Annotated in this window: 26 protein-coding genes; 7 read left to right on the top strand and 19 right to left on the bottom strand. The window is 73.7% G+C overall.

Features of this window, described 5'->3' with window-relative positions; all coding sequences use genetic code 11:
- Nucleotides 1-54 precede the first annotated feature (54 nt).
- The 3 genes from JQN83_RS13675 to JQN83_RS13665 all read right to left on the bottom strand — a co-directional run bounded on the left by JQN83_RS13675 (nt 55) and on the right by JQN83_RS13665 (nt 3,322).
- Complete coding sequence (locus tag JQN83_RS13675) at nt 55-1,845, bottom strand: sensor histidine kinase (protein WP_208567514.1); 1,791 nt, start codon at nt 1,843-1,845, stop codon at nt 55-57.
- Nucleotides 1,842-2,531: a response regulator transcription factor gene (locus JQN83_RS13670; protein WP_208567513.1), complete on the bottom strand. Its 690-nt coding sequence runs from the start codon at nt 2,529-2,531 to the stop codon at nt 1,842-1,844. The genes JQN83_RS13675 and JQN83_RS13670 overlap by 4 nt, the downstream gene beginning before the upstream one ends.
- Before the next feature lie 233 nt (nt 2,532-2,764).
- Nucleotides 2,765-3,322 carry a hypothetical protein gene (locus JQN83_RS13665; RefSeq protein ID WP_208567512.1) on the bottom strand — a complete coding sequence of 186 codons (558 nt, stop codon included), beginning with the start codon at nt 3,320-3,322 and terminating at the stop codon, nt 2,765-2,767.
- Between the two features lie 127 nt (nt 3,323-3,449).
- On the opposite strand from JQN83_RS13665, the gene JQN83_RS13660 reads away from it, so the two are divergent.
- Complete coding sequence (locus JQN83_RS13660) at nt 3,450-4,040, top strand: DinB family protein (RefSeq protein ID WP_208567511.1); 591 nt, start codon at nt 3,450-3,452, stop codon at nt 4,038-4,040.
- Here the strand turns inward: JQN83_RS13660 and JQN83_RS13655 are convergent.
- The 3 genes from JQN83_RS13655 to JQN83_RS33800 form a co-directional block, all read right to left on the bottom strand.
- A complete protein-coding gene (locus JQN83_RS13655) occupies nt 4,037-4,732 on the bottom strand; it encodes a DedA family protein (RefSeq protein ID WP_208567510.1) in 696 nt (231 codons plus the stop codon). The genes JQN83_RS13660 and JQN83_RS13655 overlap by 4 nt on opposite strands.
- 153 nt (nt 4,733-4,885) lie before the next feature.
- Nucleotides 4,886-5,524, bottom strand: a complete 639-nt coding sequence (locus JQN83_RS13650; RefSeq protein WP_244252408.1) for a response regulator — start codon at nt 5,522-5,524, stop codon at nt 4,886-4,888.
- Nucleotides 5,525-5,532: 8 nt separating this feature from the next.
- Nucleotides 5,533-6,678: a sensor histidine kinase gene (locus JQN83_RS33800; protein ID WP_208567508.1), complete on the bottom strand. Its 1,146-nt coding sequence runs from the start codon at nt 6,676-6,678 to the stop codon at nt 5,533-5,535.
- A 135-nt stretch (nt 6,679-6,813) separates the two neighbouring features.
- On the opposite strand from JQN83_RS33800, the gene JQN83_RS13640 reads away from it, so the two are divergent.
- Nucleotides 6,814-7,467, top strand: coding sequence for a class I SAM-dependent methyltransferase (locus JQN83_RS13640; RefSeq protein ID WP_279632750.1), 654 nt, complete (start codon nt 6,814-6,816; stop codon nt 7,465-7,467).
- 31 nt (nt 7,468-7,498) lie between these two features.
- On the opposite strand, the gene JQN83_RS13635 is transcribed toward JQN83_RS13640, so the two are convergent.
- The 4 genes from JQN83_RS13635 to JQN83_RS13620 all read right to left on the bottom strand — a co-directional run bounded on the left by JQN83_RS13635 (nt 7,499) and on the right by JQN83_RS13620 (nt 11,304).
- The gene (locus JQN83_RS13635) at nt 7,499-8,167 is read right to left on the bottom strand and encodes a DUF2306 domain-containing protein (protein ID WP_208567506.1); all 669 of its coding nucleotides are present in this window, start codon (nt 8,165-8,167) and stop codon (nt 7,499-7,501) included.
- 146 nt (nt 8,168-8,313) lie between these two features.
- Nucleotides 8,314-8,985 carry a response regulator gene (locus JQN83_RS13630; RefSeq protein WP_208567505.1) on the bottom strand — a complete coding sequence of 224 codons (672 nt, stop codon included), beginning with the start codon at nt 8,983-8,985 and terminating at the stop codon, nt 8,314-8,316.
- The gene (locus tag JQN83_RS13625; RefSeq protein WP_208567504.1) at nt 8,982-10,112 is read right to left on the bottom strand and encodes a sensor histidine kinase; all 1,131 of its coding nucleotides are present in this window, start codon (nt 10,110-10,112) and stop codon (nt 8,982-8,984) included. The genes JQN83_RS13630 and JQN83_RS13625 overlap by 4 nt, the downstream gene beginning before the upstream one ends.
- An 82-nt stretch (nt 10,113-10,194) precedes the next feature.
- On the bottom strand, nt 10,195-11,304 hold the full coding sequence (locus tag JQN83_RS13620; protein ID WP_208567503.1) for an FAD-dependent monooxygenase: 1,110 nt from the start codon (nt 11,302-11,304) through the stop codon (nt 10,195-10,197).
- 74 nt (nt 11,305-11,378) lie between these two features.
- On the opposite strand from JQN83_RS13620, the gene JQN83_RS13615 reads away from it, so the two are divergent.
- From JQN83_RS13615 to JQN83_RS13600, 4 genes are all read left to right on the top strand, one after another.
- Nucleotides 11,379-11,981 carry a TetR/AcrR family transcriptional regulator gene (locus JQN83_RS13615; RefSeq protein WP_208567502.1) on the top strand — a complete coding sequence of 201 codons (603 nt, stop codon included), beginning with the start codon at nt 11,379-11,381 and terminating at the stop codon, nt 11,979-11,981.
- Nucleotides 11,982-12,141: 160 nt separating this feature from the next.
- Entirely contained in the window at nt 12,142-12,852 is a 711-nt protein-coding gene (locus JQN83_RS13610) for a ThuA domain-containing protein (protein WP_208567501.1), read from the top strand.
- The gene (locus JQN83_RS13605) at nt 12,822-13,958 is read left to right on the top strand and encodes a Gfo/Idh/MocA family protein (RefSeq protein ID WP_208567500.1); all 1,137 of its coding nucleotides are present in this window, start codon (nt 12,822-12,824) and stop codon (nt 13,956-13,958) included. The genes JQN83_RS13610 and JQN83_RS13605 overlap by 31 nt, the downstream gene beginning before the upstream one ends.
- Before the next feature lie 99 nt (nt 13,959-14,057).
- Nucleotides 14,058-14,768, top strand: a complete 711-nt coding sequence (locus tag JQN83_RS13600; RefSeq protein WP_208567499.1) for a DUF8817 family protein — start codon at nt 14,058-14,060, stop codon at nt 14,766-14,768.
- Here JQN83_RS13600 and JQN83_RS13595 read toward each other — a convergent pair whose 3' ends face one another.
- The gene (locus JQN83_RS13595) at nt 14,769-15,833 is read right to left on the bottom strand and encodes a bifunctional NAD(P)H-dependent oxidoreductase/GNAT family N-acetyltransferase (protein ID WP_208567498.1); all 1,065 of its coding nucleotides are present in this window, start codon (nt 15,831-15,833) and stop codon (nt 14,769-14,771) included.
- 31 nt (nt 15,834-15,864) lie between these two features.
- On the opposite strand from JQN83_RS13595, the gene JQN83_RS13590 reads away from it, so the two are divergent.
- Nucleotides 15,865-16,398, top strand: coding sequence for a MarR family winged helix-turn-helix transcriptional regulator (locus JQN83_RS13590; RefSeq protein ID WP_208567497.1), 534 nt, complete (start codon nt 15,865-15,867; stop codon nt 16,396-16,398).
- On the opposite strand, the gene JQN83_RS13585 is transcribed toward JQN83_RS13590, so the two are convergent.
- From JQN83_RS13585 to JQN83_RS13550, 8 genes are all read right to left on the bottom strand, one after another.
- On the bottom strand, nt 16,395-16,547 hold the full coding sequence (locus JQN83_RS13585) for a hypothetical protein (protein WP_208567496.1): 153 nt from the start codon (nt 16,545-16,547) through the stop codon (nt 16,395-16,397). The two genes, JQN83_RS13590 and JQN83_RS13585, sit on opposite strands and share 4 nt — an antisense overlap.
- 10 nt (nt 16,548-16,557) lie before the next feature.
- Complete coding sequence (locus JQN83_RS13580; RefSeq protein ID WP_208567495.1) at nt 16,558-17,892, bottom strand: extracellular solute-binding protein; 1,335 nt, start codon at nt 17,890-17,892, stop codon at nt 16,558-16,560.
- On the bottom strand, nt 17,889-18,929 hold the full coding sequence (locus JQN83_RS13575; RefSeq protein ID WP_208567494.1) for a caspase family protein: 1,041 nt from the start codon (nt 18,927-18,929) through the stop codon (nt 17,889-17,891). Before JQN83_RS13575 ends, JQN83_RS13580 begins: the two co-directional genes overlap by 4 nt.
- The gene (locus JQN83_RS13570) at nt 18,916-19,371 is read right to left on the bottom strand and encodes an effector-associated constant component EACC1 (RefSeq protein ID WP_208567493.1); all 456 of its coding nucleotides are present in this window, start codon (nt 19,369-19,371) and stop codon (nt 18,916-18,918) included. Before JQN83_RS13570 ends, JQN83_RS13575 begins: the two co-directional genes overlap by 14 nt.
- A 448-nt stretch (nt 19,372-19,819) precedes the next feature.
- A complete protein-coding gene (locus tag JQN83_RS13565) occupies nt 19,820-20,764 on the bottom strand; it encodes an acyltransferase domain-containing protein (protein ID WP_208567492.1) in 945 nt (314 codons plus the stop codon).
- Nucleotides 20,765-20,926: 162 nt separating this feature from the next.
- Nucleotides 20,927-22,078 carry a S8 family serine peptidase gene (locus JQN83_RS33060; RefSeq protein WP_208567491.1) on the bottom strand — a complete coding sequence of 384 codons (1,152 nt, stop codon included), beginning with the start codon at nt 22,076-22,078 and terminating at the stop codon, nt 20,927-20,929.
- A gap of 32 nt (nt 22,079-22,110) precedes the next feature.
- The gene (locus JQN83_RS13555) at nt 22,111-23,736 is read right to left on the bottom strand and encodes a S8 family serine peptidase (RefSeq protein ID WP_208567490.1); all 1,626 of its coding nucleotides are present in this window, start codon (nt 23,734-23,736) and stop codon (nt 22,111-22,113) included.
- Nucleotides 23,737-23,836: 100 nt separating this feature from the next.
- Complete coding sequence (locus JQN83_RS13550; protein WP_208567489.1) at nt 23,837-25,339, bottom strand: LysM peptidoglycan-binding domain-containing protein; 1,503 nt, start codon at nt 25,337-25,339, stop codon at nt 23,837-23,839.
- Nucleotides 25,340-25,436 lie beyond the last annotated feature (97 nt).

The following is a 25,436-nucleotide window of genomic DNA, read 5'->3' as shown; positions in this document are numbered from 1 at the left end:
GTCGGCACCACCCGGAAGACGGTCGTACCCGGAAGGGACGGACTGGCGGCGGGTTCAGCCCCGCGCCGGGACGACGATCGGCAGCCGGACGGTGAAGGTGCTGCCCTGACCCGGGACGCTCTCGACGCCGATCGTGCCGCCGTGCGCCTCGGCGAGCTTGCGGGCGATCGACAGCCCGAGCCCGCTGCCACCGGTGCTGCGGGTGCGGGAGTCGTCGGCCCGCCAGAACCGGTCGAAGATCTTCGCCTGGTCGGCGGGGGCGATGCCGGTGCCGGTGTCGGACACGGCGATGGCGAGCTGGTCGTCGCGTACCTCCAGGCGCACGACGACCGACCCGCCCGCCGGGGTGTGCCGTACCGCGTTGGCGACGATGTTGCCGACGATCTGGCGCAGCCGGGCCCCGTCGACGGCCATCTCCAGGTCCGCGCCCACCGAGGTGCCCAGCCGGACCCCGGCGGCCTCGGCCGCGCCCCGGTGCGCCTCGACGACCTGCTCCAGCAGGTCGGCCACGAAGTACGGCTCGCGGTGGATACGCAGGTCACCGGCGTCGGCGGCGGCCAGGTCACGCAGGTCGTCGATGATGTGCTGCAGCAGCAGCGCCTCGTCGAGCAGCAGGGTGAGCAGCTGGGTGTCGAGCTGCGCCAGACCGTCCTGCGCGGCCTCCAGCCAGCTGCGCATGTTGGTCAACGGCGTCCGCAACTCGTGCGCCACGTCGCTGACCATGCTCCGGCGCAACGCCTCGGTCTGCTCCCGGCGGGCGGCGAGATCGTTGAGCGCGGTGGCCAGCATGCCGATCTCGTCGCGGGTGGTCACCGGCACCCGGGCCGGTTCGTCCATCGGCTGCCGGGTCGCGTCGGTGAGCGCCCGCAACGGCCGGACCAGCCGCCGCCCGACCAGCACGGTGATCAGCACGGTGGCCACCAGCACCGCCCCGGTCACCTGGGCGATGCGGACCACGTTGGCCCGGGACAGGTTGAACACCGGCTCGGAGCCGCCCTGCGCCTCGTCGGTGACGAACAGCAACGCCGGTGGCGCCACGTACGCCCGGAGCTGGGCCGTCCGGGCCTGCTGCAGGCAGCCGGCGACCTGCTGGTCGAAGCGGGTGTCGCGGCTCGGTGCCGCGGTCCGGTCGGCGCGGATGTCGACCCGGGTCGGTGCCCCCAGCTCCCTGAGGCAGGTCTTGGTCAGGGTCTCCAACTGGGCGATCCCGGCGGCCTCGCTCGGCATCGGGCGGGTCAGCTCGTCGGGCAGGCAGAACCCGACGATGCCCCGGTCCTTCGGGTCGCTCACCTGCACCGAGGCGCGGCCGGCCGGATCCACCACGACCCGCGCGTCGGCCCTGGACTCGGCGCGCACGCAGCCCAGTTGCCGCTCGGCCAGCTCCCGGATGTTGCTGCTCTCCCGCTTGGTCAGCCGGTACGGCCCGACCGCGCGCGGATCGACCCGTTCGGTCCCGCCGGTCAGCCCCAGGTCGACCTGCAGCGGGTCGACGGTCGCGGACGGCCGGGCGGTCTGCAACGACGGGCCGTCCGGCGCGGAGTCGGCGATCACCTGCCGGTCCGGGGTCATCAGGGTGATCCGCCGTTCGAGCCGGTCGGCCCGCTCGGCGAGGACCGCGTCGACCCCGGTCCAGTCCCGGTGGGTCGCCGCGTGGTCCAGCAGCGTGTCGTAGATGCTCTTGTCGTCGGCGAGCGAACGCCCCTGCTCCTGCTGGATCGCCCGGGTGGTCGACTGCACGGCCAGCCAGGTCGTCGCCAGGATCGCGCAGACCGCCACCAGCAGCGAGGTGGCCAGCAGCCGCACCACCAGGCTGCGGTGCAGAGGGACCCGCTGCTGCCCGGTCACGACGTGCCGGCGCTGAGCTTGTAGCCGACGCCGTAGACGGTCAGCAGCTGCTGCGGCCGGCGCGGATTCGACTCGATCTTGCGGCGCAGGTTCATCACGTGGACGTCGATGGTGCGTCCGGTCGACTCCCGGTCGACGCCCCGGGTGTGTTCGAGCAGTTGCACCCGGCTGAACACCCGGCCGGGCTGCCGGATCATCGCGGCGAGGATGGCGAACTCACCGGCGGTGCAGTCGACGGTGGTGTCCCCGGCGGTGACCAGGCGTCGGGACTCGTCGACGGTGAGCCGCCCGAGCCGGTGCACCGGTGACTCCTGGGGCGTCGTGCGCACCCGCCGCAGCAGGGTACGCACCCGGGCCACCAGCTCACGCGGGCTGTACGGCTTGGTCATGTAGTCGTCGGCGCCCAGGTCCAGCCCGCGCAGCAGGTCGTCCTCGGCGGACCGCGCGGTCAGCATCAGCACCGGCACGTCCGACTCCTGCCGCAGGATCCGGCAGACCTGCATGCCGTCCAGTTTCGGCAGCATCACGTCGAGCAGGAGAAGGTCGAACGCCTGCTCCCGGGCCTGACGCAGCGCCGTCTCACCGTCGGCCACCACCGTGGCCCGGTGACCCGCTGCGGTGAGGTAGCGGCGCAGCGCCTCGGCCTGCCGCGGATCGTCCTCCGCGAGCATCACGTGTGCGCACATGCTGGGGAATATAGAGCAGGTCAGGGGCGACGCGGATCCAGCGGAAGGCGGTGACACCGGGCACCTCTCGGTCCGTGCGCAGTTCGTCGGGCGGGTGACGGGGAGATCCGACGTTCGTGAGAAAAAGGTCATGCCCCGCCTTGACCGGTTCCTGACAAACCGGTGGCACCATCGCCGGCGGACGACCGTCGACGGCGTCGCCCGGGGGTGGGCGACGCCGCCGGCCGGGGCGGCTACTTCCGCTTCGCGGCGACCTCACGCTCACACGCCGGGGAGTACTTCAACCCCTTGGAGATCGACTCGGAGTCGTTGTTCTTGCCGCCGAAAGCCCAGCCCGTGCCGTCGGCACCCACCTCGACATACCGGACGCCCTTGTCCTTGAGGCACTTCACCACGTCCCGGGCGAAGTCCTTCGCCTCCGGGTTGGCCGGGTCGAACTCCCACGGCGGCAGCGGCATCAGGTGCTCACACGCCTTGTTGGCCTCATCGGTCCCGTCCGCGCCGGTGCCGTCGCTGCGCCGCCTGGTGATGTCGACGCCATGCTCGGTCAGGCACTTCGTATACGGTTTGAGGCGTTCCTTCGTGTCCTCCGGGGTGTCGTCGAGGCGTTCCCGTGGCCGCTCGTCCTGCGGCGTCGTCGCCGACGCGGCGGGGGTGGGCGTGCCGGTCTGGAGGGTGGCCACCTCCGCCCCGCCGGTGCTGCTGGCGGCGGGTGGGGCCTCCTCGGCGGTCGAGCACCCGCCGACCAGCAGTACGGCGCCGCACAACGCAGCCATCAGTTGCTTCCTCATCGTCACGCCTCCGGTCAGCTCTACGGCGATCTCGCCGGGGCCCAGCATCACCGTCGACTGTCAGGAAGCTGTTTGCCGCGACGGGCCCGCCCCACGGATGTCGTACCGGTGGGGGAGACTGCCGGGCATGACGGAACGGGACGATCCGAAGGCGGCACTGCGGCACTACCTCCAGGCCACCCGCGACGACCTGGTGTGGAAGCTGGAAGGGCTCGACGAACGCGAGGCCCGGCTGCCCCGCACCGCCACCGGCAACAACCTGCTGGGCCTGCTCAAGCACTGCCTGAACGTCGAGGCCGGCTACTTCGGCCCCACCTTCGGCCGGGAGTTTCCGTCGCCCGGCGAACTGGTCCTCATGGCGGCGTACGACGAGGACCCGCAGGCGGACTGGTACGCGCGGGCGGACGAGACGAAGGACGGCCTGATCGACCTGTACCGCCGGGTGGCCGAGTTCGCCGACCAGACGATCGCCGAGTTGCCGCTCGACGCGCCGGGGCGGGTGCCGTGGTGGCGGCCGGGGCACCAGGACGTGACCCTGCACCAGATCATCATCCACGTGACCTGCGATCTCGCCCGGCACGCCGGCCACGCCGACATCCTGCGCGAGCAGCACGACGCGACGGTCGGCTGGCGACGGGACAGCCCGCAGGTCATCGACGACCAGGAGTGGCCGGCGTACGTCGCCAAGCTGACCGCGCTCGCCGACGGATTCGCCTAGACCTGCGGCGGCGACCCCGCCGGGGCGACCGACGCCCGGGTGCCCTGGTCGGGCGGGTCAACGCCCCGACGCCTGCGGGCGGCCACGGCCGGGTCGCCGACGCCCCGACACCGACGGACGGCCACGACCAGCGCGCCGACGCCGACGACGGCCAGGGCGGTCACCATGACCGGTGTGGACATCCGGTGGATCGAGTGGGCGGCCAGATAGCCGCCGCCGGCCTCCACGCAGGCCCAGGTGACGGCGGCGCCGATGCTGTACGGGGCGATCCGCCGGTACGACACCCCGGTCGCCCCGGCCAGGTGCGGCACCAGGGTCCGCAGCAGGGGGACGAACCGCGCCACCGCGACCGCCCGGCCGCCGTGCCGGTGCATGACCGACTCCGCGCGGGTCCAGGCGGCCGGGGAGATCATCCGGCCGATCCGGTTGGTGCGGAGCCGACCCCCCAGCCGGCTGCCCACGCCGTAGCCGATCAGGTCGGCCGTCACCACGGAGCCGGCGGCGACGGCGACGACCACCGGCAGATCGAGGTGCCCGGCCCCGGCCAGCGCGCCGGCGGTGACCATCACCGTGAGGGTGGGGACGAAGACCCCGAACAGGAGATTCGACTCGATCAGCAGAGCGGCGGCCAGGAGCGCGTAGGCGGTCGGTGCGGGTACCCGGCCGAGCAGGTCAGCAAGCGTGTCCGTCATCGCCGGCCGGTCCGGACGGCGCGCGGGGCTACTGTCGCGGCGTTGTCCCGGGTGGCGGTTGGGGTCATGGTTCGACGCTAGCCATCGGCGTCGCCGGGGGAACCTGCCGTTCTGCGTTGGTGATCCCCGACGAAAGTAGGGGTCGGCCGACTGTCACCTGCCCAGGCCGGCGTCGCGGGCCAGCAGCGCGGCCTGCACCCGGTTGGTGACGTCGAGGGCAGCCAGGATGCGGCTGACGTGCGCCTTGACCGTGCTCTCCCGCATGGCGAGGCGTTCGGCGATGTCGGCGTTGGTGTCACCCCTGGCGAGCAGGACGAGGACGTCGCGTTCCCGCGGGGTGAGCCGCCGGATGCGCGACTGCGCGGCGGCGGACTGCGGCGTGGTCGTGGCGTGGTAGCGGTCGATCAGGCGGCGGGCGGCAGCGGGATGCAGCATGGCCGAGCCGGCCGCCACCAGGTGTACGGCGCGCAGGATCTCGGCCGGATCGGTGTCCTTGAGCAGAAATCCGTCGGCGCCTGCAGCGAGCGCCCGGTACACGTAGTCGTCGAGGTCGAACGTGGTCAGCGTGATGATCCGGGGCGGGCGCGGCAGTCTGCGCAGTTCGGCGACTGCGGCGATGCCGTCCAGGCGGGGCATCCGGACGTCCATCAGCGCGATGTCGACCTGCCCCGCCGCCGCCTTCTCGACGGCCTCGACGCCGTCGGCGGCCTGGGCCACGACGGTGATCTCCGGGTCGTCCTCCAGCAGGTCCGACAGGCCGAGCCGGACCAAGGCGTCGTCGTCGACGATCATGACGCGGATCATGCCGTCCCCCCGTCCGACAAGGTGTGCGGCACGATCGGGTGCGGGATAGCGGCGTGGACCCGCCAGGCGCCGACGCCGGTGGGCCCGGACTGCAACCGGCCGCCGAGGGCGGTGATCCGTTCGCGGAGACCGACGAGCCCGTATCCGGAGCGGACCCGGTCCGAGGACGCCGTGCCACCGGTGCTGGTGACCTCGACCGTGGTGACCGGCGGTCGGTAGTCGATGCGCACCGTGGTGGCCGCGCCCGCCGCGTGCTTCCGGACGTTGGTCAGCGCCTCCTGCACCACCCGGTACACGCCGAGCCGGTGCGTGGTGGGCACCTCGTCCGCGCTGCCCTCGATCACCAGGTCGACGGACTGTCCCACCGACCGCGACTCGTCGACGAGGTGCCGTACCCGGCCCGGCACGGGTGCCGTCACCCCGGCGGTGGCCGGCACCTGCAGCGCCCCGAGCACGTCGCGGAGGTCGGCCATCGCGGCGGTGGAGGTGGACCGCAGGAGCCGCAACCTGTCGGTGACCCGCTCGGGAAGCTCGTCGCCCCGGGCCACGAGCACCCCCGTGTGCAGGGCGATCAGGCTCAGCCGGTGGGCCAGCACATCGTGCATCTCCGCGGCGATCCGGGAACGTTCCTGGCTGCGGGCGGCCTCCTCCCGTAGCGTCGCCTCGATCCGCAGGTGCTCGACCTGGTCGGCGAGCAGTTGCAGGGTACGCCGCCGGCTGCCCCGCCACAGCCCGATGACCAGCGCCAACAGGGCCAGGATTACCGCCGGGACATAGTCGTACGCCAGCCAGCGCGAGGTGGTGACCAGCTCGACGGCGGCGTTGACCGTCAGCACACCGGCGAAACCGGCGACCGCCACCCGGGCGCGACGGTCCACCGCCAGGTCGTAGACCGTCACGCAGACCAGCAGGAGTGGGGTGGACACGCCCAGCAGCGCCGCCGTCGCGACCAGCAGGGCCGGGGCGACGAACCAGGGCAGCCGGCGCACCAGGAGGGCGACGGCGCAGACCGGGAGGAGCACGCACGCGGCGACCCGTTCCCGTCCCGTGGAGGTGAGGACCGCGTTGTTCACTGCCAGGGCCGTGAACCACGCCACCAGGACGAAACGTCCGATCCGTGCTCCTGCCGGAAATGCGACCACGCCCATGATCCTAGGGAGCCGGGCAGGTCGGGACTCCCGACTTCCGGCCACGTTCCACCCCCCACGAAAGTAGGGGGGGTCGAGCGGAATTCGACGGATCACCGCAGGGGTGGCACGCTCATAGCGTCGTCATCCATGAACCGCGACAATGCAGCGACCACCGGAACCCAGAGCCCCTTTTCCTTCTGTGCCGAGGCTTTTCGCCATCCCCGGACCGTCGGTGCCGTGGCACCCAGCAGCAGGGCCCTGGCCAGGGCGCTGGTTCACCCGATACGTGTCCGGTCCGACGGCCCACTGACAGTTCTCGAGGTCGGTGCCGGCACCGGAGCGGTCACCCGGACCATCCTCGACGTGCTGCCTCCGGCCAGTCGTCTCGACATCGTCGAAGTCAGTCCGACATTCGTCGCCCGGTTGCGTGACACCACCCGTACCGCCACGGTTGCCGTCGACATCCACCGCACGGAAATCGAGGAGTACCGAACCTCTCGGGCGTACGACGTCATCATTTCCGGCCTACCGATGACCAATTTCGATCCCGTGCAGGTGGCGGGAATCATGGCGCGGTTCGTCGGGCTGCTGCGGCCGGGCGGCGCACTGACGTACTTCGCCTATCGGGGCACCCGCCCGGCGCGGCGGGCCTTCGCCGGCTCCGCCGAGGCCCGCCGGCACGCCGCCGTCGACGGCGTCATGCGGTCCTACCAGCGCGCCTACGCCACCGGGCAGCGCACCGTCTGGCTCAACCTACCCCCGGCACGCGTATGGCACCTGCGCCGACCCCCGGCGGCCTGACCCGGCACCGTCCACCCCGTCCGCCGGCAGCTCAGCCGGTGGCGGCGAGCGTCGCCGGGCGGGCCGCCGCGACATGACCGGGCCGGCGCCGCCGGATCAGCCACTCGGTGACGAGCAGGTTGAGCGTCCAGGCCGCCCCCATGAGCAGCGCCCGGGACAGCTCGGTGGTCGGCCCCACCGCCAGCGCCCAGGTCGACAGCAGCACCGCCTGTGTCCCCGCGCCCTGCGCGATCGCGTAACCCCGCATCATCCAGGCCCGGTGCTGGGACAGCCGTCGCCGTCGGACGGCCACGAAACCGGCGGCGACGGCGACGAACATGCCGGCGGCGAACAGGTACCGCAGCACCATGAGCAGCGGGCCGTCGCCCGGCGGCAGCGGATAGGTGGCGTTCATCCACCATCCGGATGCGGCCACCACCAGTCCACAGCCGACCAGCGCCCGGCCCGCCCGGCGGTGCCAGGCCCGGTGGCGGTCCCGGAACCCCGGTGCGAACTGGAACGCCCCCAGCAGGCTGAACGTGACGGCGGCGACGATGTGCAGCAGCACCGGGACCGGCGCGGCGAAGAAGCGTTCGTTGGCGGGGGTCACCTCGGCCCCACCGGACAGGGATGCCACCCGCAGCGCGCTGCCGAGGGTGGGGGCCGCGCTGAGCACGATGAGCCCGGTGAGGAGGGGCCAGTCCCGTCGTCGCGTCGTCATGACCCGAGCATGGCGACCGGGGCCGGCCGGCTCATCGGTCCGCGGGCCGCCGTCGGACCGGCCGATGGTCGGGGTCGTCGGCCGTACTTTCGGCGGCGTCCACCCTCGACCGTCCCGCCGGGGCCACGCCGCCGTCGGGGATCGGCTCAGCCGCCGCGCAGCCGGTCGGTCTCGTACGCCCACATCGCGACCTCGACCCGGTTACGGGCCCCCAGCTTCGCCATCAGGCTGGCGACGTGCGTCTTGACCGTGCTCAGCGTGATGTGCAGCTCGGCGGAGATCTCGGTGTTGGTGCGTCCCCGGGCCACCGCGCCCAGCACCTGCTCCTCCCGGTCGGTGAGCCGGTCGACCGGCTGGCGGGGCGGGGTGGCCGGGCCGGCGTCGGCGAACGCCCGGAGCAGCCGGGTGGTGACCTGCGGCGCGATCAGCGCGTCCCCGGCGGCCGCCGCGTGGACGGCCTGGGTGAGCAGGGCCGGGCCGCAGTCCTTGAGCAGGAAGCCCCGGGCCCCGGCGCGCAGCGCGGCGTAGACGTACTCGTCCAGGTCGAACGTCGTGATGACCACCACCGCCATCGGGTCCGCGACCCCCGGACCGGCCAGCAGCCGGGTCGCCTCGATCCCGTCCACGCCGGGCATCCGGATGTCGAACAGGCACACGTCGGGGCGCAGCCGCCGGGCCAGCTCGACCGCCCGCTGCCCGGTGGCCGCCTCGCCGACCACCTCGACGTCGGGCTGCGCGGCGAGGATCATCGCCAGCCCGGTCCGCACGATCTCCTGGTCGTCGGCCACGAGCACCCGTACCCGGGTCCTGCCGCTCATGCCACGGCCCGGGGCAGCGCGGCGGTGACCGTCCACCCGTGGTCCCGGTCGGGGCCGGCGTCGAGCGAGCCGCCGAGCAGGTGGGCCCGTTCCCGCATCCCGACCAGCCCGTAGCCGTCGCGTCCGGGTGCCGGCGGGCCGACACCGTCGTCGTAGACCCGCAGCCGCACCGTGTCCTCGTCGACCACCACCCGGACGGTGATCCGGGTCGCGTCCCGGGCGTGCCGGCGGGCGTTGGTGACCGACTCCCGGGCCAGCCGGCAGATCGTGGCCGCCACCGGGGCCGGCAGGCCGTCCAGGTCGCCGACCAGGTCCACCTCGACGGCCGGACCGTCACCGGTCCGGTCCGCCAGCTGCCGCAGGTCGGCGATGCGGAGGCTCGGCTCCCGCTCGGCCGGCTCGTCGCGGCGCAGGGCCCGGACCAGGGTGCGCATCTCGGTCAGGGCCTGGCTCGCCTCCGTCTCGATCAGCCGTAGCGCGTCGGCGGCGGCCGAGGGCCGGGTCTCCAACAGGGCGAGTCCGGCCTGGGCCCGGACGGCTATCGCGGACACGTGGTGGGCGACGGTGTCGTGCAGGTCGCGGGCCAGCCGTTCCCGCTCGCGCAGCGTCACCTGCTCGACCTCCCGCCGTCGGGCCCGGTCCCGCCAGCGCAGCGCGGCCCCGACCGCGAGCGCCGCCGCGACCACCCCGGCCCCGCCCAGGGCGTCGTCCGGGCCGAGGTGGCCGACCACGGTCGACCAGGTGAGCTTCGCGGCGACGAGGGCCGCGCCGAACCCCGCCTCCCGCCCCGACCCCCAGCGGGTCAGCGCGAACACCGCCAGCAGCAGGTAGGCAAGCGTGTGCAGGCCGAGGTCGCCACCGACGACGACCTCGCCGACGGCGCAGACCGGGAAGGCGACGAGCGTCACGAGCAGCGGCCGGCTCCGCCGCCACAGCAGGACCGGGGCGAGACCGGCACCGATCAGGACCGGCACGGCCGCCGGCTGCGGCAGGGTGCCCCACCGGGCGAGCCCCTCCACCAGCGCCGCCGCCGCGAGCAGGGCGACCAGCGCCCCGTCGCGCCACCCGTGCGGTGCAGGGCGTGCCGGACGGGGCTCACGCCACCAGGATCGCAGCAGCTCGCGCACGGGGAAATCGTACGGGCGGCGGGCACCCGTCCGGTGCCCCGGCGGCGCGGGTGGGCAGCGTCGTCGGGGTGCCCTCCCGGGGTCAGCCGGCCGGCAGCAACCGGGCGAGCGCGTTGCGGACGGCGACACCCGGGCGGCTCCTCGGGACCAGCACCGACGCCACGAGGCCGGTGGTCCGCCCGCGACGGTCGGTGCGGCGTCGGTGCTCGGCCTCGTAGCGGCGCAGGGCGGCGGCGGGTTCGTTGTCGGCGAGGGCGGCGGCCAGGGTACGGGCCCCGGCGATGGCCAGGCTCGACCCGTCGCCGAACAACGACACCGAGGCCGCCGCGTCGCCGAGCAGCGTCACCCGCCCGCTGGACCAGCACGGCAGCACCACCCGGGTGACCGCGTCGAAGTAGAGGTCGTCTGCCTGTCGGGCCCGGGCCAGCAGCTCGGGGACCCGCCAGCCACGTTCCCGGGCGTACGCGTCGGTGAGGATCTGCCGGTGCCGGGCCGCGTCGGTGTGGTCGAAGTCGACGACGCCGGGGTGCCGGAAGATGAAGGCGACCCCGGCCTCGCCCCGGACCGGGTGGATCGCGACGAGCCGGCCCGGTGTGTTGTGCAGCAGGACGTCGTGGGGGTGCTCCGGTGCCTCGCCGAGCAGTGTGGTGGCCACGTAGAGGCCGAGGTGGCGGACGACGTCGCGCTCCGGCCCGAAGGCGAGCCGGCGGACCGTCGAGTGTAGTCCGTCCGCGCCGACGACCAGGTCGAACCGGCGGGGCGGGCCGGTGGCGAAGGTGACGTCCACCCCGTCGGGGTCCTGGTCGAGTCGGGTGACGGTGTCGTCGTACCGGAACTCGGCGTCGTCGCGGGCCGCGTCGTGCAGGATGCGGGCGAGGTCGGCGCGGGGCACCTCGATCTCCGCCGTGCCGGCCGGGCTGCGGGTGGCGGGCATCGCGATGCGGCGACCGGGCCGGCCAGCCGGGTCGACGATGCGCAGCCCGGTGGCGTGCGTGGCCGCCGCCCGCAGGGCATCCACCACCCCCATCTGTTCGACCACGGGCAGGGCCGGTCCGCGGACGTCGACCGGGTTGCCGCTGGAGCGCTGCCCGGCGGCGCGCTCGACCACCGTGGGCCGCCACCCCGCGCGGGCCAGCCAGTAGGCGAGGGTCGGGCCGGCCACGCCGGCTCCGGAGATGAGTACGGTGCGCATGACCCGAACTTTTCCGCACTCAGTGCAGAAATGCAATGAGTGCGGATTTGCGTTCGGTGCGCTAAGGTGTGCCGATGTCCCTCCGCGACCGCAAGCGGGCCCGCACCCGGCAGGCGCTCGTCGACGCCGCCGTCGACCTGTTCGGACGCCAGGGCTACGAGGCGACCACCATCGCCGAGATCGCCGCCGCCGCCGACATCGGCACCCGCACCTTCTTCAGTTACTTCCCGAGCAAGGAGGATCTGCTCTTCCCGGAGGCCGACCGTCGGGTGCGCGTCGCGGTCGACGCCATCGCCGGCCGGTCGCCGGGCGAGGAACCGGCCGAGGTGCTGTTGCGCGCGCTGCGGCAGGCGAACGACGAGAGCGGGGACATGACCGGTCCTCTCGCCGCACTGCGGATCCGGCTGACCATGGAGGTACCCGCCGTCCGGGGTCGGTCCCTGCAACTGCAGTGGGAGAGTCAACGCGAGATCGCCCGGCACCTCGCCGCCGCCTATCCCGACCGCCTCGACGAGGTCAGCGCCGCCGCCCTGGTCGGCGCGTTCGTCGGCGCGGCCACCGCCGCCCTGACCACGCTCCTGGAGGACCCGCGCCGCCGTGCCGACCCGGCCGCGATCCGCGCGTCCCTCCAGCAGGCCACCGAGGTCGCCCTGCGCCCGTGGACGCCCCGGCCCTGAGCCGCATCCCACCCACCGGGGGCCGGTCCGTCGGCGGTGCCGTGATCCGCGCGGGGCCGACCGTGTCGGCGGATCCGGGTACGGTTTCCGGTGCCCGGCCGGCACGCCCGCCGGCGGCACGTCGCCGGCCGACCGGCGGTCGACCGTGGAGGGAGCGAGCGTGACGCAGCGCAGAGCACTGGTGGTTCGCGGCGGCTGGGAGGGGCACCAGCCGGTCCGGGCGACGGAGTTGTTCCTGCCGTTCCTTGAGGACAACGGCTACTCCGTACGCATCGAGGAGTCCACCGCGGTCTATGCCGACGCCGACGCGATGGCCGGCACCGACCTCGTCGTGCAGTGCATGACGATGGCCGAGATCACCGCCGACGAGGTGGCCGGCCTGCGCGCGGCGGTCGTCGCCGGGACGGGCCTGACCGGCTGGCACGGCGGCATCGTGGACGCGTTCCGCGCCTCGTCGGACTACCTGCACCTGGTGGGCGGCCAGTTCGCGACCCACCCCGGGCGGGAGCCCTGCGAGCGGCAGGGCGGGGAGCAGGACAACTTCCTGCCGCACACGGTGACGGTCACCGACCTCGGCCGGGAGCATCCGATCACCGCCGGGATCGCCGACTTCGAGCTGGTCACCGAGCAGTACTGGGTGCTGCACGACGACCTGGTCGACGTCCTCGCCACCACCGTCCACCCCACCCGGGACTGGCACCCCTGGCACCGGCCGGTCACCTCGCCGGCGATCTGGACCCGACGCTGGGGCGCCGGCCGGGTCGTCGTGACGACCCCCGGGCACAGCCTCGACGTGCTGGAGCACCCGTCCGTGCGGACCGTCATCGAGAGGGGCATGCTGTGGGCGACCCGCACCGCGTCGGCGTCGTAGGGCTCGGGGTCATCTCCCGCGCCTATCTGGACACCCTGGCCCACCACCCCGAGCTGCGCATCGTCGCGGTGGCCGACCTCGACGCCGACCGGTCGGCCGCGGCCGCCGCGACCCTCCCCGACGCCGAGGCGATGAGCGTCGCGCGCCTGCTCGACCACCCCGACGTGCAGACGGTGCTCAACCTCACCATCCCCGCCGCCCACGTGGAGGTCTCGCTCGCCGCGATCGACGCCGGCAAGCACGTGTACGTCGAGAAACCGCTCGCCGTGGAGCTGCCGCAGGGCCGCACGGTCCTCGACCGGGCCGCCTCGGCCGGGGTGCGGGTGGGCTGCGCGCCCGACACCGTCCTGGGCACCGGCACCCAGACGGCCCGCGCGGCGATCGACGACGGGCTGATCGGGCGTCCGCTGGCCGCCTCGGCCGTCATGGTCACCCCCGGGCACGAGCGGTGGCATCCCCACCCCGACTTCTACTACGCCCCGGGTGGCGGCCCGTTGCTGGACATGGGCCCCTACTACCTGTCGGCGCTGATCCACCTGCTCGGTCCGGTGCGCGCGGTGACCGGGGCGGCCAGCCGGCTGCGCCCGGAACGGGTCATCGGCAACGGCCCGCGCCTCGGCGAGCGCGTCCCCGTTCTGGTGGACACCCACGTGTCGGGCGTGCTCGAACACGACAGCGGGGTGCTGTCCACCATCACCACCAGTTTCGAGGGGGTGACCACGACGGCCGCGCCGATCGAGGTGCACGGGGAGACCGGCACCCTCGCCGTACCCGACCCGAACTACTTCGACGGCGAGGTCCGGCTGTGCCCGCTCGGCGGCGACGGCTGGCAGGTGCTCGCCCCGTCGGCGGGCTACCAGGCCGGTGCCCGGGGCCTAGGGCTGATCGACGCGGTCCGGGCCGACGCCACCCGGGCCCCCCGGGCGGGCGGTGACCTGGCGTTGCACGTCCTCGACACGATGACCGGGCTGCTGCGGTCGGCGGCCGAGGGCCGGCGGATCGCACTGGGCACGACGGTGCGGCGACCCCACCCCGTGCCGTTCACCTCGGCCGAGGACTGGCAGGGCCGTGCGGGGACGACAGGAGGCGGCGCGGGCTCCCGCTGACCCGCACCGCCCGACCCACCTCCACCGTCCGGGTGTCCGATCTGGACGAAAGGTCAATTCCATGTGCGTCGGGCGGTGTCACCTGCGTAGAACGGAGGCATGGCCGACGAGGTGACCGTTCCGCTGCTGCCCTGTGCCTCCATCGACGACACCCTCGCCTTCTACGAGGCGCTCGGTTTCCACACCACCTACCGGCAACGCCGACCCAACCCGTACGTGGTCGTCCAATGGGAGGACCTGTGCCTGCACTTCTTCGAGCTCGCCGGCTTCGACCCGGAGCAGTCGTACGGCTCGTGCCTGGTCGTCACCCCCGACATCGAGGGCATGCACCGGGCGTTCGCCGCCGGACTGCGCGCCGCCTACGGCAGGGTGCCGGTGTCGGGCCGGCCCCGGATGACCCGGCCCCGGGCGCGGCGTAACGCCGACGGGGTGACGGGGTTCAGCATCGTCGACCCGGGCGGCAACTGGGTCCGTGTCGTCCACCGGGGTGGCGCTTCGTCGGCACCGCCCGTCGGTCGGCTGGCCCGGGCGTTGGCCGACGCCGTGGTGCAGGCCGACTCGCGGGGCGACCTGCGTCAGGCCGTCCGGATCCTCGACGGCGCCCTGGCCCGCCCCGGCGCGGCCGACGACCCGGTCGTCCACGTGGAGGCCCTGGTCTACCGTGCGGAACTGGCGCTGGGCCTGGACGACCCGGCGACCGCGGCCGAGCTGTTGGACCGCGCCGGGCGGGTGGTGCTCACCGCCGACGAGGCGCGACGGGTCGCGTCCGCCCGGGAGAACGCCGCCGCGCTGGCGGCCACCCTGGGTTAGCTAGCCGTCGGACAGGTCCCGGGCGAGGCAGACGGTGCCGTCCGGGCTGGCCACCGGCACCGGCCGGTAGCCCATCCGCTGGTAGAGGTCGATGTTGCGCCGGCTCCGGACGCCGGTGAACAGCAGCATGCGGCGGCACTGCGGCCCGGCGGTCGCCTCGGCGGCGCGCAGCAGCCACCGGCCCAGCCCCCGACCGCGCAGGTCGGGTACGACGGCGAGCCGCCCGAGGTGGCAGTCGGTGCCGTCGGTGCGGATCCGCACCATGCCCAGCAGTCGACCGTCGCGCCAGAGGCCGATCGTGTGCCAGTCCGCCAACCACTGCCGCACCTCCGGCACCGACTCGTGCAGCGGGGGGATGGCCAGGGTGTCGTTGACCAGTGCCTCCTCCGTCCAGCAGCACCGTTGCAGCACGGTGACCTCGGGCGCGTCGTCGCCGGTCAGCCGTCGGGCGTAGGAGCCGGGTAGCGGGCCGGGGGTGGCCCGGTCGCGTTCGCGCATCGGCCGCAGGGCGTGGGCGAGCCGGACCACCTCGTCCAGCAGGGCGGCACCGGCCGCGTCGCGTTCGGCATCGGGCCGCAGCCGGCCGTCGCGTACGGCGTCGCCGATGCGGACGGCGACCGTGGTGCCCGTCGGGACCATGCGCAGGGCGGTCACCACCTGCTTGGCGTGCTCGACGGCGCGGGTGCCGGCCGAGGTGTGGCCGTAGCTGACGAAACCGATCGGCTTCCACGCCCACTCGACGGCGAGGTAGTCCAGCGCGTTCTTCAGCGTCGCCGGCATCCCGTGGTTGTACTCCGGGGTGACGGTGACGAATCCGTCCGCCGCGTCGACTGTCGCGCTCCACCGGCGGGTGTGGTCGTGCCGGTGGACGCCCGACGACGGTGATTCCTCCTCGTCGAGGAACGGCAGGTCAAGGTCGCCGAGCGCCACCGGGACCACCTCGACGTCGAGTGCCGCAGCCCGGGGGGTGACCGCGTCGAGCAGCCACCGGCTCACGGCGGGACCGAGTGCGCCGGGACGGGTGGCGCAGGTCAGCGCGAGGATACGGAGCGGTTTCGTTGACATGGAAACGAAGGCTAGATGCTAGATTGATTACATGTCAACAAAGTCGGGGTCGGTGCGGTGGCTGACGCCCGCCGAGGAACGCGCCTGGCGGGCCCTGCGACGCGTGATGGTCGCCGTCCAGGCCGGCACCGCGCACGACCTGGCGGCGATCGGCCTGTCCGAGGCCGACTACGAGGTGCTGAGCACCCTGTCGGAACAGCCCGCGCAGTCCAGCACCCTCGGCGTGCAGGCCGACAAGATGGGCTGGTCGCGCAGCCGGCTGTCCCGGCACGCCAGCCGGATGGAAGCGCGCGGACTGCTGCGCCGCGCACCCGACCCGGCCGACGGGCGCGGTTGCCTGCTCGTGCTCACCGGGCCGGGGATGACCGCCCTGCGCGACGCCGCACCGGTCCACGTCGAGTCGGTACGACGGCACCTCGTCGACCGGCTCACCCCGCAGGACCTCGCCGCCCTGGAACGGATCGCCGGTCGACTGGCGCAGCCCCGGCCCGACGACGACCCCGACGGGCCACCGCCGGCAGGAGCGGGCCGACCCTCGGGAGAGACCCCGGCGAACGGGGTCTAGAGCGGGAACCGGACCTGTCGCCACTGCCAGTCGCCACCGGCGGCCAGATGGTCGACGATCGCGCGTTGCAGCACGGCCCGCGCGTTGCCCGACCGCCTCCACCGTCCGGGTGCGACTCGCGGGGCGAACTCCGTGAGGTTCGCTGCCACCCGGTCCGGATCAGCCGAGGGCGTCCTGCATCTGCCGCTCGAAGGTCGCCGGTATCTCCTCTTTCCCCCAGACGGCTGGGTACAGGTTGTCGATGATGACCGAGGAGACCCGGTAGTAGTTCGGCGTGATCGGGCGGGGCCGGGCCTGCTTGACCGCCTCGAGCAGTTGGTCGATGTACGGAATGGCCTGCGCCGGCGATGACGTGTACGTCGATTCGGTGGTCGGCACGAACCGTCCGTCGAGCAGGAGCTTCTGCTGGATCTCGGCGCTGGTGAGGAACTTGATCAACTCGATCGACTGGGCCTTGTGCCGGCTCTTCGCGGCCACCGCCAGGTTCTGCCCACCCAGGATGCCGGGTCCGAACAACCTGCGTACCTCGGGCTCCGGCTGGATCTCGCCGAACCACACCGGCCAGTTGCGCATGGCAGCGACGGTCTTGTTCTGGAAGGCCAGCGTGGTTTTCGCCTCGGCGGAATCCGCCTTCATGTCGGCGGGATAGTAGAGCAGACCCGCCTTCACCTTGTCCCGCACCACCGCCAACGCCTCTTCCCACTCCTCCTGGACGATCGTCGGGGCAGTGCCGTTCTCCCTCAACAGCTTCGGGTTGACCGCCAGCAACTGCTCGAGGATGTTGACCACGAAAGCCTCGTCCGGGCTGAGTTGGATGGCGATCCGGTGTGGCACCGAGGGGTTGGCGGACAGCGCCCGGGGGAGATCCTCCGCCGTCTCCGGAGGTGTGGTGCCCGCCGGGAAGAACAGCAGACCGACATCCGAGTTGAATGGCAGGGCATACAGCGTGTTATCCCAGTAGCAGGTCAGTAGCGGGTTACGGAGGAAGGTCCGGAGCAGGTCCCCGGTGATCGGGTTGGGGATGTCCGGCGCTTTCACATCCAGTGCGGCGAGCAACGGCTGACCTTCCTCCGTGGTGCCTTCGGCGAATTCCGCCAGGTGCACGGAGTCGAGATTCACGATGTCGATGGGGTCCGGATCGTGCGTGCCGAGCAGATCCTGGAACCTGCGACGTTGCTCATCGGTGTCGCCGCGGACCTCGACGATGCGTGCCCGGATGTCCCCGTGCCGGCGGTTCCATTCGTCAACCGCCTGTTGCCGGGCCCTGTTTCTGCTCTGGTCGACTCCGCTGGCGATGAGCAGTTCCTCTCCGGCCGGAAGCGGCGTGAGCTCGACCGCTGCGGGGTCCGCCGACGACGTGGGCGTCGGTCCGGTCTCTTTCGGGAGGACCAGCATGGAGAGCGCGGTCATGATCACCCCCACGGCTGTCGCCGCGGTGAGCGGGAGGAGGAGTGGCGGCGACAGCCGTCTCGATGGTCTCGTCGGCAGGTTCATGGGGTGCTCCGGCGTCCGGCGGTGACGGGTCGGGTGCGAGGGAGTGCCATCCACGCCCCGGTGGTGAAGAAGGCCACGCAGGCCAGCACACCGGTGGCGACCCCGGCACGAAGCGCCCAGACCTCGGAGTGACCGGACCGCACGATCGCAGCGCAGGCGACGCCGACGACGAGTGACCACAGCAGCCCCCAGAACAGGTGCGGTAGCGTCACCTGCGGGCTGCGCGCGGCCGGCTCCGGTTCCGGCTCCGTGAGGCTGTCCAGCATCCCGGCGATGATCGTCGGATGGGCGTAGTTCTTGAAGATCGGCCTCCGGCCGGCGTATCCGTGTGCCTGCCTGGTCGGCAGCGGAAGATTGTTGGCCTCCAGTCGTTCGTGGGTTCGCGCGGCGATCTCCTCGATGCTGACGAACGGCCCGGCATCCGGTACGCCGTCCTTGCCCAGCACGCCGACCAACTCGTTGGTGAAGGCCGTGAGCCCGGTCGCGGAGTCGGCGCGGGCGGCCCGGTTCGGACCGGTGGAGGCGAGCACGAACGTGCCCTCGATGGCGAGGTGCCCGTTGAGGGACCCCATGGCCCGGGTCGCGTTGCCGGCATAGCAGCAGTCCAGCACCAGGATCTTGTTCGGGGCGCCGCAGTGGATGAGTGCGTCACGCAGGTGCCGGTACTCCAGCGCCGTCGCCTGCCGGTCCTCGGCCGACCCGGAGTGGGTGAGGTACAGCTCGTCCGGACTCGTCGACGAGCAGAACCCATGCCCGGCGTAGTAGACGAACAGGGTGGCGCGGCACTGGGCACCGGCACTTTCGATGGTCGTCAGGATCTCGTCCGCCGATGCCGGGTTCATCACTGCCGTGCACCGTGCCGGCTCCAGGCCCCACGGCACGTCCTGCAGCAGTGTCAACCCCAGCTTGGCCACGTTGGCGGAGACCCCGGGGAGGTTCCGGCCACGGTAGGAAGGGTGCCGGTAGACGGCGGTGCCGATGAGCACGGCGTGCGACAGGGCGGGATCGCCGACCGGATCCCGGTCAGCATTCGTCATCGTCGGTCTCCGTCGGCGGTTGCGGCGCGGGTTCGGCCGCCGGCAGTGGGCGTGGACCGGACGCATCCACGTGGTCGCCGTCGTCGCTGACGACGACGGTCTTTCCCTGGTGGACGATCGTGACCACGAGATCGGGTCGGCCCCTGATCGCGCGTGCCTCCCGCCACGTCCTGACCGCCATGATCAGTTCGGCCAGCCCCAGCGTCGACTGGAGGATCACCAGCAGAGTGTCCAGGTCGCCGACACCCATCCGGGTGCCGTCCGGATCATCGTCCGGTCGTAGCCGGGAGACCGGCCAACCGCCGCCGAGCAGGGCGTTACCCCGCAGCCAGCTGGCCAGCGCGTCGAGTTCCCGGTCTGCCCCGCGCCCGGAGACCCGAAGGTGCACGGAATCGCCCCGCTCGGTCTCCTGAATGTCGGACGTCGATGTGTTCGTGCCCATGATGATCAGCTCCTGAAATGCCGATCTGTACGGATTGTTATCTTATCATCCCATCCCGGGTCAACGGGCGGCCGTGCAGTGTCCACAGAGGCTATTCGCCGTTCGGGGCACGTTCTCGCAATGTCGTCATCGGTGTCCTCCGGGGGGAATGAGAAGCGGTGCCGGCGGACGCGTTGGTGGCCCACCGTGGTGCGACGGTGCGTGGCGACCGGTACCCGGTCGGTGAGTCACCCAATCATCAAAGGGAGACGTCACCGGCATGATCATGGATCGCGGCCCGGGTTGCCAGGGAATGTCGCAAAGGGACTTCATGCCTCAGGGATGCGTGACGATGTCGGTGAGGATGCCTCCGAACCGGGTCGGACATCCGACACCTCGCGACGGCACTGCGGTCGGCGATGAATGGATCAAATGAGCACCGACCCACAGACCGGGCGTCGGGACATCGCTAGATCGGGAATTGGCCGTGTCGCCAGTGCCAGTGGCCGCCGGCCGCCAGGTGGTCGATGATCGCGCGTTGCAGCACCGTACGCCGGGGCAGTCGGTCGAGCGGGGTGCTGAGCGTACGGAAGGCGAACCGGCGCACCTCGACGTCGGCGTCCGGCCCGTCGGCCGGCACGTAGGGGAGCAACTCGAACCGGCGCTGGAACCGGATGATGTTGGAATCCTCGGGCAGGTAGTCGCGCAACTGCGGGTCGAGCAGCCAGGAGCCGCAGGAGAACGCGGTGGGGTGCTCGTCGGGAAAGTGCCGGGGAAAGAACTCGCGGGCCTCGTCGAGCGACGCGTCGACCGCCGCCGGGCTCATCGGCCCCGCATCGGGGACGTGCAGGCCGATGGTGGTGCCGGACCGCTCGTGCTGGAGCCGGCCCAGCTCGTAGAGGCCGCCCCGGACGTGCAGGGTCAGCCAGCTCTGCATGACCGGCCAGCCCTCGCCACGCATCCGCCTGTCGATCGCCAGGTTACGGCCCAGGTCGGCGAGGGTCGCCCAGGTGACGGACCCGGCGACGCCGTGCTCGCGGTGGAACCCACGGACCACGTCGACCAGGGCGAGGTAGACGTACACGTAGAGGTGCCGCCAGGCGGGCCCCCGGTCGCGGGGCAGCTCCGGGCCGGGCGACAGCCACTCGTGCCCGCCGAGGTCGGCGCGGACCAGGGCGGTCGAACGGTCCAGCAGCCAGCGCAGCTCCGGCGTCCACAACGGAGAGCCGGGGTCCGGCCAGCCGGCCATGATCTCGGCTGCGTCGTCCGGTCGTACCGCCAGCCGGTCGAGGATCGGGGGCGCGTCGGCCTTGGCGGGCAGCGGGGCCGCCGGCCGGTCACCGGCGAGCCGGTGCACCCGCTCGACCTCCGCGACGGGCACCCCGAGTCGGGCGGCGGTGTCGTCCAGGTCCACCGGCTGATCCTACCGGCCGGCCGTCGGGCGACGACCGCGAGCGGGAGCGCGAAGACGGCCACCGTCAGCCAGGCGTACGGCTGCCAGAGCTGGTGCAGCGCGCACGGTCGGCACCGCGCGGAGGCCGCCGACTGATCCCCGCGACACCGGCCGTTCCCACCCTCACCTGTTGCCGTTCCCGGCGGGCCGGGTCCGGCGGGAACGGGCGGCGGCAGCCACGAGCAGGGTCGTCACGAGGGCGCCGACGGTGGTCAGGCCGGCCACCCGTGCCGAGCGGGACGGCCCGGGGACGGTGGGCACGTCGACCGGCCCCGCCGGGACCGGCACCGGCGGGCCGGCCTGACGGGGGGCGAGCGCGGCGACCGCCGCGTACGCGTCGAGTGTCCCACCGCCGACGCCCGGGTCCGGCCCGCCGCCCGGTGGGGGGATCGCGGTCCGTTCCAGGCGGGCGCGGACCTCGGCCTGGGACAGCTCCGGGTGGTACGACCGGACCAGCGCGGCGACCCCGGCGACGTAGGCGGCGGCCACGGCCGCGCCACCGACGGTGTAGTGGCCGGACCCGCGCGGGGCGACGCCCAGCCCGGCTCCCGGGGCGGCGAGGTCGGTGCCCGCGCCGGCCGCCACCGGACCGGACCCCCCGTCGACACCAACCGCGTTCACCGCCAGCACCGCTGCGAACCCGGCGGGATAGCCGACCGGCGGGTCCCCGCCGTTGTCCCCACCCCGGTCGGTGACGGCGGCGACCACCAGGATGTCCCGGTCCACCGCTGCCTGCACGGCAGCGGCCAGGTCGGGGGTCGCGGTGGTGACCCCGGTGGCGACGAGGATCACGTCCGCCCCGGCGGTGGTGGCCCGCCGGATACCGGTGGCGAGCCTGGCCGGGCTGATCCGCCGGTTCGCGTCGGTGATCCGGACCGGCAGGATCCCGGCCTCCGGGGCGAGGCCGGTGGGGCCTTCACCACTGGCCGGCCGGGCCGCGACGATCCCGGCCAGCGCGGTGCCCCGGCCGGCGCAGTCGCTGTCCGCCCGCCCGCCGGTGACGTCGACACCCGGTCGTACGGCACCGGCCAGGGCGGGTGCGGCGGCGCTGACGCCGGAGTCCACGACGGCGACCAGCACCCCGGCGCCCCGGGTCAACGGCCAGATGGTCTGCGGGGCGAGCAGGCGCAACGCCCAGGGGGTCTCCCGGGCCGTCACCGGGGACGGCCCGACACAACCGCCCGCCGTCGTCGGTAGCGGCGGTGGCTCCCCGGCACCGGCGGCCGGGACCGGCGGGGCGACGAGCACCCCGACGGTGACGAGTGCCCCGGCCACGACGGCACGACCACGACGGCGGCCCGCACCGGTCACGCCAGCGCCCCCGGCTCGCGCACTGCCCCCGGCTCGCGCGGCACCACCGGTTCCTGCGGTGCCACGGCTTCCTGCGGCACCAGCGGTTCCTGCGCAGCGACTGGTGCCGGCGGCTCGTGCCGGACGTCCGGCACGTGCAGGCTCCGCCGTTCGTGGTGCGTCGCCGGCACCGGAAGGACCACCGGTGCGGCGACCTCGACAGTGGCCGGTCCGTGGTGGGTGAGCCGTCGGGCCCGTCTGGCGAACACCCCCACCACCGCCAGCAGGAAGAGCCCGAGCCCGCCGGCCACCAACGCCGGCCAGAGGGCGGAACCGAATCGGGCTGGCGGCACCGCCTGGGCCGGGTCGGGGCTGACCGCCGCCAGCGGATCGATCAGGCCCCAGCCGTTCTCCGGGCTCGGACTCGACCGGGTCCCCGGGTCGGCGGTGGCGCTGATCCGACGCGCCACCTGCACGGCGTTCGTCCCGGGCCGCGCCGAGCGGACCAGCGCGGCCACCCCGGCGACATAGGCGACGGCGTACTCGGTGCCGGTACGGGCCCGGGGGCCGGGGTCACCGACACCGAGCGTCGCCACGTCGAGGCCGGGCGCGGTGACGTCGACCCCACCAGCCGGGTACGCCAGCACGGGCCGCAGGTCGGGGCCGACCCCGGCGACCCGGAGCAGACCCTCCTGGGCCACGGCCGCGGTGCCGTCGGTGGTGGCCGGGGCGACCACCACCACGTCGTGCGCCACCGCCGAGCGCACGGCCTCCGTCACGGCCGGGTCGGTGAGTCTGGCGTACCCGCCCAGTGCGATCACTGTCGCGCCGGCCGAGACGGCGACCTCGATCCCGAGGGCGGTCCGCGACGGGTCGGCGCCGGTGCCGTCGGCGACGATCCGGACCGGCAGGATGGCCGCCTCCGGGGCCACGCCGACCGCCGGCGGTGCGGGCGAGCCGGCACCGGAGTCCGCCCCGATCACGCTCGCCATCGCGGTGCCCGTACCCAGGCAGTCGGTGTCGGCGCGGGCCTTGCCGGTGATGACGTCCGACCCGGGCGCCACCCGCCCGGCCAGGGCCGGAAGCTCGCCGTCGACGCCGGAGTCGACCACCGCCACCAGCGCCCCGGCCCCCGTGCCGTGCTCCCAGGCGCGTGCCGTGGAGAGTTTCGTGGCGGCCCAGTTCGACCCGCCGCCACCGGAGGTGGCAGCGGCACACGTCGGGGTGCCCGCCCGGGGAGCAGGCCGGGCCGGTGCCGCCTTCGGCGGGTCCGTCGGCAGCAGACCGTAGCGGACCTCGTCGCCGAAGGCGTCCCAGGGCAGCACCAGCAACCATCCGGCGACCAACTGCTGCCCGACGGCGGTGAGTCGCCCGCCGTCGGGTTGACGGCGGCCCTCGTTGAGCCGGTAGATCTCGTCGGCCCGGTCGGGGTCGGCCAGGAACCGGGCAGCCACCCCGGTCAGGTTCGTCACCGCGCCCTCGGACCCCGTGCTCTCCGACCCCGCGCCCACCGGGTAGTACTTCACATAGGTCGGGGGCGGCGGTGGGGCCGCCCGGACCGGGGTGAGGGGGGCGATCACCAGCACGCCGGTCGCCACGAGGCAACCCAGCGAACGGGCCCAGGAAAGCAGCAACCGGGTCATGCACCGTCTCCTCGTCGTGGGTGGGCAGCGGTCGGCGTGACGCCCCGGCCCGCAGGTGCCGTGGACGCGGACCCCCGGGCCCACAACGGTGCGCGACCGGTCACGGTTCACCACGCTCGACGGGAAAACCGCCCTCGCGGGCCGAGCTACCGCCGCCCTCGCGGGCCGAGCGACCTCCGCCGCCCGGGACGACGGCACCGACGAGCTCGGCGACAGCAGCGGGGGCGGTGGTCGGCCGGACGGTCACCGCCCAACGGGCCCGCAGCGCCCGGCCGACGACGACCGGCACCAGCCGGTGCCCGGTCAGGGTGGCGATCCGGTGGGCGAAGGTCAGTTCCGGGCCGGACAGGGCGGCCGTGCACAACACCCCGGGGCCGTCCGGGAGATCCGCCTCGTCGGTGGGGAAGGCCGCCCGGTGTGCCCAGCCTTCGGGCAGGTCCGGTCCGAACAGGTCGCCGACCACGGTGACCGTGTGCCCGGCGGCGTACACCTGCTCGGCGAGCGTCCGCGCCCGCTGCCGGGCGGCCCCGCCCGGGCCGGTCACGGTGAACACGTCCGGGGTGCCGGCCAGGTCGATCCAGAGCGCCCAGCCCCGCCGGTGGCCGAGCCGGACCGGCAGCCGCATCGACGGCGGGGGTTGTGCCGGGAGCTGCCAGGCGTAGTGCGGCCGGCCGCCCGGTGCGACCCCGGGCACCCGGACCGCGAGGGTGCCCGAGGGCGAGGTCACCTCGGTGTCGAGGTCGTCGGCCACGCAGGGCAGGGGCTGCGGGAGCACGTCGGCGACGGGCACCGGGCCGGGCCGGTGCCCCGGATCCGCCGGTGCCGGCCGACCCGCCCGTTGCCGCGGACCCTCCGGCAGAGGTGCGACGGCCACGACGGTGGGCACCCCCTCGGCGGGCGGGTCGACCTCGGCGGGTGGGTCGACCTCGACGGCCGGTGGTGGAGACGCCACCCGGCCCGCGTCGAGGGCGAGCGGCGGGGGCCGTCCGGGCAGGGCACGCCGCCGGACCGGCCGGCGCAGCAGGGTGGCGACGAGCAGGGCGACGGCGGCGAGGCCGGCGAGGCCGACCAGTCGACCGTGGTGCCCGGGGTCGGCAGTCTCCGGTGGTGCGGGGGCGGCCCCGCCGGTCGGCGGGAGCGGACCGGTGCGTACGCCCGTCCCCCGCGCGTCGGGCGGCAGCGCCAGCACCCAGCCCGGGCGCAGCTCGGCCGGGTCGGTGAGCCGCCCCCCGTCGGGCTGCCGGCGGCCCTGGTTCAACTCGAAGATCTCCCGGTACCGGTTGCCGTCGCCGAGGGTGTTGGCCGCGATCTGGTAGAGGTACTCCCGCTGGCCGGCCACCGGTGGCCCCACCACGTAGTACCGCCCGGCCGGTGTCGCGCTGGCGGGCGTCGGACCGGCCGGTGTCGCGCTGGCCGGTGTCGCGCTGGCCGGCGTCGGGCCGGCCGACGCCGCACCGGCTGCGGCGGGACCGGCGGTGAGGGTGAGGGCGGCCAGGACCGCCACCGCCGGCAGGAGTGTGCCGAGCCACCCGTGGTGGGTGGCGTGCCGGGTCGCCGGTTGCTCCGGTGGTCGTCCGCCACCGGGGGCGGTCGGGATGTGCACGGTTCCCTCCTCCGTCCGCACCGGGGGAGCCCTTCCCCGGCCGGTGCCTACAACGGCGACGACCGGCGATCTGTTCAGCACGGGTTCTCCGCCATCC

Origin of the sequence: Micromonospora antibiotica (assembly GCF_017599305.1) — a bacterium.
GTDB classification, from domain to species: Bacteria; Actinomycetota; Actinomycetes; order Mycobacteriales; family Micromonosporaceae; genus Micromonospora; species Micromonospora antibiotica.
Note: the sequence above shows the minus strand (reverse complement) of the source record. Positions and strands in the feature narration are given on the sequence as shown.